The organism is Roseateles sp. P5_B10 (genome assembly GCF_056400485.1).
Window position 1 is genome coordinate 1 of the sequence record NZ_JBFULE010000163.1, and the last position, 8,681, is coordinate 8,681.

Here is an 8,681-nt window from a genome sequence, read left to right on the forward strand (position 1 = left end):
AAAGGAGGGGCAAGAGCCCCTCCTAGAAAACGCCGAATCAGAACGGGAAGTCGGCCTTCTTGATCTTCACCATCCGGCCATCTTCGTGATGCCACACGATGCCTTCAATCGGCCTGTTCCTCAGGTACTCCATCAGGTCAGCAAAAGTCCGCGGAGCATCCTCGAGCACATCCTCGCCGTGCGGGATGAGCACGTGCTCGGCGAGGTTTTCCGGGTTCGCGCCGTGGCGAGTGCCAATGCGCGGTCCACACACCTCGTAGGTGCCGTCCGGGATCCCTTGCGGGTACCGCACGGCAGCTGCTTCCACCGCCTCGCGGATGTAGCGCGAGTCCGGCCCGTCGGTTGCCACCCAGCCCGGCCAGTGACCGCTCACCGGGTCCGGGCTCGGTTGAGCCGGGATGAACCCAGAGGGCGGCGTGCGACCAGCCTTGGCGTCGTACCGCTTGAACACCACGCCGTCCTTGACCATCACGGCAAGACCGTCCCATTTGCGGGTGGCCTTGCCTTCACCATCGAGCACCCACTGGGCACCAGGGGTGACTTCGTCTCGGACCTTGCGGCTGCCTTCGTAGTTCCGCTGAAACAGCGAAATGATCTTCTTCATGAAAACTCCTTAATTTGGTTGATGAAATTTCGAGTCCCATCGCCTGCCATTAAGGGTGTCCGCCGCTAGAAGCCGAGAAGTCTCGACCTCCAAACAGCGGACGCGAAGTGTAGCCAGGGCAAGGAAGTCGATGACTCCCCGGCGTTGCTCACTGTTGGCCATGCCACACCCGAGCGGTTGCTGGAGGTAGCCCGGTGGCTGGGTGGGGTATCGCCAACAGCGAACCATAGAAACCCCCGCTTGGCGCCGCTTCTGCCGAGCTGTACAACCCCGCCAGCAATTCCGGGGTAGTTCAGCGGCAAGAACGCTTGGCTCTAGACCGAGAGGGCGCTGGTTCGAATCCAGCCCCCGGACCCAGACATGACATCGCGACCAACATCGAGCAACGAACCGCCCGAGGCGACTGCCATCGGGCTCGACTACAGCGCCCACCAATTGCAGCGGGCGCTGGATGCCGCCGCGCGCGGCGAGCCGGCGCAGGAGCGCGTGCGGCGCTGGCGCGATGTGATTGGCGGGCTGCTGTCCGGCACCTTGCTCGCCGGCTCGCGCCAGCCCGTCGCCGGTTACCCAACATGGGTGACGCTCGAGGTCCTCAACGGCGGGTTTGCGACTGGCGGGGCACTGGCGGCCGGACCTTTGCAGCCCTTCGAGGAGGCGCTGCTGGACGAGCTGGGCCTGCGCGGCGCCGAGGCCCCGCGGCTGGCGCTGAACCGCTACTTTTTGTTGGACGCAGGCCTGACGCGTCTACTGCAGGCGTTGGAGTCGGGAGCGCTGAGTCTGCAGGTGCCCGAAGAAGCCGCACTGCCGACAGTCGCGTGGTTGATGTCGCGCGGACATGCCGACGAGGCCGGCCAGCTTGTGCAAGCTTTGGCGCCGCTGGCTCACGAGCTGAGGTTCTATCCGAAGCTGGATGCAAGGGAGCCTGTCAGCGACGCCCTGGTCCACCTTGAAACGGCAGGGCAAGTAGTGAAGCGCTTGCGCGCGATGCGGCGCAACAAGAGTGTGCTGGCTCAGCGCGACACGGTGGGCACTTGGCTGCCCTATTACGACGCGGCCGTGACCCTGGTGCTGGAGACGGTAGAGGGCGACCTCCCCATTGCTGCACGAGACGATCAAGGCCAATGGCGGCGCGGTGAGCACGGGCAGTTTCTCGTGACAGGTGGTTGGCCATTCAAGCGCTTCACCGAAGATTGGTCACTGCGTGCTCGCCGCTGGCTCAGCGTGGTCCACGACACTCAGAAGCAGAGCCAGCCAAGCAAGCGGTTCACCGACCCTAAAGCGCCATTCGGTGTGCTCAGGCGCACTCTGCAGCAAGCGGCGCTGGAACCCCAGTCGGTGGCTGCGAGCGATGTCGGCCGCGTGCGCTTGATCGTGGCGCGCTACGTGGTCAGCCATGGCGTGCCGGGCTCGGAGTCTGCGCGAGCCGTCCGTGAGCGCCAGCAGCATGCCAAGGCGAAGACGCACCAGGAGATCGCAAGCGATGTGGCCGCCAAGCTGGCCGAACATCCTGCGACGACAGGGCTGGATGACGCTCAACCTGTGCTGCACGAGGCCGGGTTACTTGAAGAAGGCAAACGCGTGCCGCCGGGCATACAGCGTCGCCTGCAGCGCTGTGTCAACGACACGCCTGAGGGATTGATCCGCCGCGGTGTTGTCACGTCGGGCGAGGTGCTGGCGACGCTGCTGCCGCAGCGAACCAGCCAATTGCGCGCCGCAGGTTTTGCGGATGTCGATCTGCGCGCCCTGTACGCGGCCACCTATCGTGCCTTTCGACGTCGCCGTTCGTTGCTGCTACTGAACTTGCAGAAGCAGGTGCAGTTGGAGGAGCTTCCTTGGGTGGCGGCGATGAGGCGCTTTTGCAACCAGGGCGCTGAGGCCGCGCGCGGCGCTGGCTTGGCGCTTGAGGAATTTGCCGGCGTGGCGTTGAACGGGTTCCCGCAGACCCAATTGCCCAACAAGCTGCTGCAGGAGTTTGTCGCCCTGGCCGACGAGGCCGGCGTTGCCCTCCCATTCACGGAGGAGCTGGCTGCGGATATCTTCATGGGCGCCTTCTCGTCCAAGTTCGCTCGGGCAGCGCAGGTGGCAGCAGCGCAACTGCAGGGGTCGCTGTACGAGCGCTACTACCGGTTGGAATACCTGGATATCTCAACTCGGCTGAGCATCGCTGGCGCGGCCCAGGCCGAGGCAGAAACACTCGCGAAGATCTGCACCGAACGTGCCGGCAAATCGCCCGGTGGCGTGAGAGTGTCACGGGCGGCAAGCAATGGCCGTGTCATCGAGCAGCAGCTCATCGTCACCACCCACAACCTAGCTGCCCTGCTCCAGTTGCCAGGCATGCGCGAACGGCTGGAAGGCCGCGCCATGGACCTGGCCCGCGACTGTCTCAGCTGGGTGCAGCGCCACCTGCAGTTGCGCAGCGGCGACTGGCGCGTGGAGTTGCATCGCGTCAAGAACGCGGCCTACGCCTGGCGGCAGATGGTGTTCTTCCTGTCGCTTCGGGCAGGCGATGTGCCCGCGTTCCTGGCTGAGGCGCAGGCGCTGTTGGACAAGCAGCCCGAAGCCTTTGCGAAGCGCTTCCAGCCTGCGTTGGACGGACTGCGCATGGCCACCGAGGAGCCACATCGCTGGACGGCCAGTTCTGAGTCTGCGCCCTTCCTGGGCTGGTGGCAGACTGACCGCTGGCGAACACCCCAGCAGGGCAGGTAGGCCTTGGTCACGGACTACAAGTGCCCTGGCTGCGATCTCCGCCTATCGACAGGGAGCTACCACTATCACCGGATCGAAACCGGCTACGGCGGCCGAGCGCTCCTGGCATGTTCGGCCTGCGGAACCCAACATGCCGTAGAGCTTGCTCTGCCGAGTCGAGGTCCCGAGTTCTATTCGGTTCAAAGGCTAGTGGTCGACTCGGTGCCTGAGGCCGCGATGTCGCGAGTGGTGCAGTGGCTCCGAAAAGACCAAAAGCAGGGCATGGCACTTTCAACTGCGCTGCAGATTGTGCGCAGTCCGCCATTTACGCTGCTTGAGTCCACTTGGGAGGAGCGCGCTACCAAGGTGCAGGACGAGCTGCAATCACTTGGCGTGCGCCTCCGGCGCGAGACGGTGGAACAACGGCGAAATCCAACTTTTGGCCCCTTGCAGCAGGATCGCCTCCTGTGCCACGCAGCACCGCGATACGGCGAGCAGCGGCCAGAGTGGATAGTGAGCGACCAGTCCGTGTCGGAAATGAAGTCGTTGCAATGCAATCATTGCGCCGCGTCCGGGGTGCTTGTGAAGGACTTTCCGGAGCCACAGCAATGCCCTGCCTGCCGGTCGGCCAACCTTGTCATCGAATCCACATGGATGACGTAGCCTTGGACCGATCAGGGCGCGTATTCAGAACTGAGTGACGAGCTCTAGCCCGCAAAGGCAGCGCCCGGACCTGGACGGAATCTCGCGGCTTAGTCTTTGCGAAATTCCGTCAGCATGCGCCGCAGATCCTTGCGGCCACCGCTGTTCGTCGCGCGATAGACCTTTAGGGCCAAGGCCAAGAATTGCTGTTCCGGTCCGCTGAGTCCTTGAGGCGCGCGCTCAATGTCCAGCCACCCCTGCTCGACGCCGCAGTGCGATTCGATTTGTTTGGCCAGCTTGTGACCGATCGGACGGGCGCCGCTCTTGGCCATCGACCAAGTGGCCCCGCTTACGCCGATGTGCGAAGCCCAGGCCGCTTCCAACCCCTTCGGCGGCTCGCCCGCACTGATGCGCTCCTCGGCGTACTGCTGAAACAGGCTTTGAGCGTTGATGCGTCGGATCGTAGTGATGTTGGGCGGGCTGGACATCCGGGTCTCGTGGCGCTGCCAGCACGGGGTCGTGCGGGGATCTCGAAGTGTTGCGAAAAGTCTTCACGCATTCTACTTGTGAAGATTTTTCGCAAAACGCTTGACTTCGCAAGTGAACACTCTTCACAATGCAGTTATTCGCTAACCGAAGCGCCGCATTGATCAACATCAGTGCAGCTGCCAAGGCAGCTCTATCGACCACTTCAACCTTTTCGACATCAGGACTCAACGTGAAACGCAACCTATTCAGTTCAAGCCAGCGACCCGCCCAGGGTCGGTGCGCCCGCGAACTGGCCCGAGCCAATGGCTTGGGTTGCGTCGTCGCACACGAGATTCTTGATCGGGGCATGGACTCGGTCTCCGGGACACACATCACCCAAACGATGTCGTGGCTCGCAGGATTCGAGTACCAGCCCCCACCGGGAGAGCAGGGCGCTTAGGCGCACCTACTCAGGCTCACAAGAGCCCCTCAACTGAGGCCCGGTATCCGCAAGGAACCGGGCCTCAGTGCTTTGGGCCCTCGAAACCAACAAGAGCTTCGGCTCAGACCGGCAGCCTGGCAGCTGCCACCGGTGACACCAGTCGCCAGCCCCGATACGGGGCATGCTCTTTAACAAATTGCCGCGATTCGGACCCACTACTGGGTGGAAGTCCGTCAATCGCACCATGCAGGCGTAGCGCAGTAGGTAGCGCGCAAAGTTGCCAACCTTGAGGTCGTGGGTTCGAACCCCACCGTCTGCTCCATCCCTTGGGCTTCGCCGCCCATGGGGTCATCTCGGGTGTGCCCGCGCACAAGCATCGTTCGGATCCAAGGATCTCGAAGGATGAGCATGTGCACCAGGGCCGCAGCCGCCGGTGTGCAGCGACCAATGCGCTTCTGCGGAAGCGCGGTGGATCGCGTGTGGACACAGCCGAGATGATGTTTGCCCCCTTAGCCCAGAGGTCCAAGGCACCTGCCTTGTAAGCAGGCGATCGTCCGTTCGAATCGGACAGGGGGCTCCAGTTTTGGAGAGGACGCCTACTCGGTAGGGCGCCCGGCTGTAACCCGGAGGTCGGCTCGTTCCGTCCTGGTTCGAATCCAGGTCTCTCCACCAGGATGCCGTAGGCGCAGTTGCGCCTCGGGAAAGGTTCTGACTCGACGTAGCCAAGCGGTCGAAGGCGATGGTCTGCAAAACCGTCTGCGCAAGCACACCTCGGTTCGAATCCGAGCGTCGAGTCCAAGTTCATCAACGCTCACCCTGCCCCGTTCGACTTCGGGTGAGGTCAGCTGGCTTTCAACCAGCACAGACGGGTTCGACTCCCGTACGGGGTACCAGGGCAAATCAGCCCAGAAGAAGCGCAGTTCTGAAAGCGCGTGAAGGCTTTCAGAACTTCGGTTCCCGGCCGCATGTGGTCGGTGAGATAGACCGTGGTGACACGGCACAAAGTCGGGAGACCTGCCTCCCCCGACGCCAGATTGACAGCCCTCGGGCTATCCGTCCGGTCAAGCATGCAAGCTCACCGCGCCCTCGCAAGGGGCGCCTCGCCTACCAGCTGGGCGGGGCAGAGTCGGGACGAGAGCGTCTGGCAAAAGACGAGGGTTCAACGGCCCGCAGCAATGCGGGGAACCGAGGCCTTCGAACAGGTAACGGGTGGTGCCGACCGGCCAGACAAACCAGCTCTCCATCGAATAGCGGAAAGGGTAGTGCGCACAGTCCGAGCCTCGCAAGCAAGGGCGGCGTACAGATCGACTGGAGCGTGGCCACCGCAAGGTGGACGCGAGTCGGGAAGATCGGTCAAGTAGTCCGCGGGACGAACGACACAGCGGCGTGTGGCATTTCGGCCTCCAAAAGGGATCGAAACCACTGGAAGCGCACGCCGCAGCAGGTAGCAGTTAGCTCAGTTGGTAGAGCATCAGACTTGTAATCTGAAGGTCGTGGGTTCAATTCCCACACCTGTCAAACGCAAAGACGCTTCCGGTGTCGCATGAAAGCGGCGTAAGCCTCAGCACCTTCGGGTGAACTGAGGGAGCTCGCGGCTCGCAAGGCCAACAGCTCTCGATGAGATTCCGCATGTCGGGTGTAGCAACCCTCACGGCCCCGCAAGGTCGGCAGTAGGAAGAAGATCGAGTTGTGCGACACGACGAAGGAAATGCCTCCTTCTAAAAAAGGCCGCCGTGCCAGCAGACTGGGGTGCCCGCAAGGGGCCCTGGTGGACGAGTCGGGAAAGAGCGCCGCAAGCGCTCAGATGATCCGACGCAGGTGCTGGTGAACTCTCCCGTAGTCTCAGGGCGAGTTCTGTACTGACTTCGGTCAGCTGCAGAAAGTGCAAGTCGGTCGACGTGCATTTTCTTCAGTTGGTCATTGGCGCAACTGGCAGCGCAGCGGATTCCAAATCCGAAGGTTGAGGGTTCGACTCCTTCATGGCCAGCCAACCATTGTTTCGTTCATGCGGGCCTGGCCGATCGGCTTAGGCACCAGCCTTCCAAGCTGAGTAGAGGGGTTCAATTCCCCTGGCCCGCTCCAGTGCAATTGCGCGGTAGGGAAGCTGGCAACCCGCGGGCCTCATAAGCCCGAGATCGGCGGTTCGAGTCCGCCCTGCGCGACCACATCAACAGGAGGCTCCCGTCGAGATCGCGCTTCGGGATGCCAGAAACCGGCCGCAAATATTGTGCGGACGTCGGAACTCGTCACCGACAACCATGCGCGTAAATGGGTGCTTAGCTCAGCGGTAGAGCGGCTGCCTTACAAGCAGCGGGCCGGCGGTTCGATCCCGTCAGCACCCACCATCACCCTTCATGGGGCCATAGCTCAACTGGGAGAGCGCCTGCCTTGCAAGCAGGAGGTTGTCGGTTCGATCCCGACTGGTTCCACCAAAACTACTCCGTGTAGCGCAGTTGGTAGCGCGCCTGCTTTGGGAGCAGGATGTCGGCGGTTCGAACCCGTCCACGGAGACCACTATCGACAGCGCAGGCAAAAGCTGCGCGGGCGACCTCACCACTGTGGTGACCCGAAATTCGGAGAAGCCCAGGCCGTGGCCTTGGATGCAGTCAGCACGATAGCTGGCGCTACCCGAGATGCCCGACTCGGCACGCGACGCGAAGCCCGTGAAGAGGTGGAGCGGCCGGACGCAACCCGGTGACTGCCGTCAAAGCGCGGCAACCATTTTTGCCCTCGTAACTCAGCGGCCAGAGTGCCCGCCTGTCTAGCGGGAAGTCGGGAGTTCGATCCTCCTCGAGGGCGCCACACATTGCCTCGATAGCTCAGTGGGTAGAGCGCCGGCCTGAAGAGCCGGGCGTCGCAGGTTCGAGCCCTGCTTGAGGCACCAGACCGAGACCATGGAGCGCTGGCGGAGCGGTCGAACGCGCCAGGCTTGAACCCCGGAATCCGGCTCGCCCGGGTCGTCCGTTCGAATCGGACGCGCTCCCCCATCGACTTTCTCATCCAACTTGAGCCGGCGTGGCGAAACTGGTTCACGCAGCAGGCCCAAACCCTGTCTCCCGAATTCGGGAATGTCGGTTCGATCCCGACCGCCGGCACCAGATCGACGCCCTGACCTGCTAATGCACAGGGTAGTTTCGCGTCATGCATCGCGTCCTGGGATGCAACGCCTGGTCAACCGGCAAGAACAGCCAAGGAGACGTGACCGAGTGGTCCAAGGTCACTGTTTGGAAAACAGATGGTCGGCGTCGAGCCGACTCACGAGTTCGAATCTCGTCGTCTCCGCCAGTCAACAAGTCCCGGGTGGCTAATGGAAATTTGGTACACCTTCCTGCCTCAGAAGCAGGGCCTCTCTCGGTTCGAATCCGAGCTCGGGAACCAGTCTAGGGTGCATGGCCGAGAGGTCTAAGGCAACCGCCTGCTAAGCGGTCGTCGGCGTCGAGCCGGCGCGCTGGTTCAAATCCAGCTGCACCCGCCACAACTCATGGAAGYGTGCCGGAGTGGTCTAACGGTGCCGCCTCGAAAGCGGATGGCCGACGAAGAGTCGGCACGCGAGTTCAACTCCCGCCGCTTCCACCAGATTGCTCGCATAGCTCAGCGGTAGAGCACCGTCTTGATAAGGCGGCGGCCGATGGTTCGATCCCATCTGCGGGCACCAGTCCAACGGTTTGGATGTCCCAGGTGGGGTGTAGCTCAATTGGCAGAGCACCCGGTTTTGATCCGGGCGGTTGAAGGTTCGAGTCCTTCCACCATTTCCACCTTGTGATAGTGCTTTGAAGAGCTCAATTGGGGGTTGGCCAAGTCCGGTCTAAGGCGCCGCACTCTGACTGCGGAGATCCTGGG

4 protein-coding genes and 22 tRNA genes are annotated in these 8,681 nt (G+C 62.6%); 24 read left to right on the top strand and 2 right to left on the bottom strand.

The features are described from left to right. Positions 1-37 precede the first annotated feature (37 nt). Positions 38-604, bottom strand: coding sequence for an RNA ligase 1 family protein (locus tag AC1DU6_RS12580; RefSeq protein WP_457324881.1), 567 nt, complete (start codon positions 602-604; stop codon positions 38-40). Between the two features lie 1,056 nt (positions 605-1,660). On the opposite strand from AC1DU6_RS12580, the gene AC1DU6_RS12585 reads away from it, so the two are divergent. Both AC1DU6_RS12585 and AC1DU6_RS12590 read left to right on the top strand, forming a co-directional pair. Beyond that, the gene (locus AC1DU6_RS12585; protein WP_477857543.1) at positions 1,661-3,310 is read left to right on the top strand and encodes a hypothetical protein; all 1,650 of its coding nucleotides are present in this window, start codon (positions 1,661-1,663) and stop codon (positions 3,308-3,310) included. A gap of 225 nt (positions 3,311-3,535) precedes the next feature. After that, positions 3,536-3,952 (top strand): hypothetical protein, encoded by a 417-nt coding sequence (locus tag AC1DU6_RS12590; RefSeq protein ID WP_477857545.1) that lies wholly within the window; start codon positions 3,536-3,538, stop codon positions 3,950-3,952. 89 nt (positions 3,953-4,041) lie between these two features. Here AC1DU6_RS12590 and AC1DU6_RS12595 read toward each other — a convergent pair whose 3' ends face one another. Then, the gene (locus AC1DU6_RS12595) at positions 4,042-4,419 is read right to left on the bottom strand and encodes a hypothetical protein (protein WP_457326427.1); all 378 of its coding nucleotides are present in this window, start codon (positions 4,417-4,419) and stop codon (positions 4,042-4,044) included. 668 nt (positions 4,420-5,087) lie between these two features. On the opposite strand from AC1DU6_RS12595, the gene AC1DU6_RS12600 reads away from it, so the two are divergent. The 22 genes from AC1DU6_RS12600 (at position 5,088) to AC1DU6_RS12705 (ending at position 8,596) form a co-directional block, all read left to right on the top strand. Further along, positions 5,088-5,163 (top strand) — tRNA-Gly (locus tag AC1DU6_RS12600). A 181-nt stretch (positions 5,164-5,344) separates the two neighbouring features. After that, a tRNA-Thr gene (locus AC1DU6_RS12605) sits at positions 5,345-5,421 on the top strand. 5 nt (positions 5,422-5,426) lie between these two features. Further along, positions 5,427-5,513: transfer RNA gene (locus AC1DU6_RS12610), tRNA-Tyr, on the top strand. Between the two features lie 40 nt (positions 5,514-5,553). After that, positions 5,554-5,639, top strand: a tRNA-Cys gene (locus AC1DU6_RS12615). 20 nt (positions 5,640-5,659) lie between these two features. Next, positions 5,660-5,734 (top strand) — tRNA-Glu (locus tag AC1DU6_RS12620). A 552-nt stretch (positions 5,735-6,286) separates the two neighbouring features. Beyond that, positions 6,287-6,360 (top strand) — tRNA-Thr (locus AC1DU6_RS12625). 395 nt (positions 6,361-6,755) lie between these two features. After that, positions 6,756-6,831: transfer RNA gene (locus AC1DU6_RS12630), tRNA-Trp, on the top strand. Between the two features lie 17 nt (positions 6,832-6,848). After that, positions 6,849-6,923: transfer RNA gene (locus AC1DU6_RS12635), tRNA-Gly, on the top strand. 7 nt (positions 6,924-6,930) lie between these two features. Continuing rightward, positions 6,931-7,006: transfer RNA gene (locus AC1DU6_RS12640), tRNA-Met, on the top strand. Between the two features lie 105 nt (positions 7,007-7,111). Continuing rightward, positions 7,112-7,186: transfer RNA gene (locus AC1DU6_RS12645), tRNA-Val, on the top strand. Positions 7,187-7,197: 11 nt separating this feature from the next. Then, positions 7,198-7,273: transfer RNA gene (locus tag AC1DU6_RS12650), tRNA-Ala, on the top strand. 6 nt (positions 7,274-7,279) lie between these two features. Further along, positions 7,280-7,355 (top strand) — tRNA-Pro (locus AC1DU6_RS12655). Between the two features lie 212 nt (positions 7,356-7,567). Next, positions 7,568-7,643 (top strand) — tRNA-Asp (locus tag AC1DU6_RS12660). A 6-nt stretch (positions 7,644-7,649) separates the two neighbouring features. Then, positions 7,650-7,725, top strand: a tRNA-Phe gene (locus tag AC1DU6_RS12665). Between the two features lie 12 nt (positions 7,726-7,737). Then, a tRNA-Ser gene (locus AC1DU6_RS12670) sits at positions 7,738-7,828 on the top strand. A gap of 22 nt (positions 7,829-7,850) precedes the next feature. Next, a tRNA-Leu gene (locus AC1DU6_RS12675) sits at positions 7,851-7,939 on the top strand. A gap of 94 nt (positions 7,940-8,033) precedes the next feature. Beyond that, positions 8,034-8,126: transfer RNA gene (locus AC1DU6_RS12680), tRNA-Ser, on the top strand. 9 nt (positions 8,127-8,135) lie between these two features. Next, a tRNA-Leu gene (locus AC1DU6_RS12685) sits at positions 8,136-8,219 on the top strand. A 5-nt stretch (positions 8,220-8,224) separates the two neighbouring features. Next, a tRNA-Ser gene (locus AC1DU6_RS12690) sits at positions 8,225-8,316 on the top strand. 8 nt (positions 8,317-8,324) lie between these two features. Further along, positions 8,325-8,417, top strand: a tRNA-Ser gene (locus tag AC1DU6_RS12695). Positions 8,418-8,421: 4 nt separating this feature from the next. Further along, positions 8,422-8,496 (top strand) — tRNA-Ile (locus tag AC1DU6_RS12700). Between the two features lie 22 nt (positions 8,497-8,518). Then, positions 8,519-8,596 (top strand) — tRNA-Gln (locus tag AC1DU6_RS12705). The last annotated feature ends 85 nt before the right edge of the window (positions 8,597-8,681 follow it).

Coding starts and splice junctions, on each gene's coding strand:
- AC1DU6_RS12580 (WP_457324881.1), bottom strand. CDS start 604: ATGAAGAAGATCATTTCGCTGTTTCAGCGGAACTACGAAGGCAGCCGC.
- AC1DU6_RS12595 (WP_457326427.1), bottom strand. CDS start 4,419: ATGTCCAGCCCGCCCAACATCACTACGATCCGACGCATCAACGCTCAA.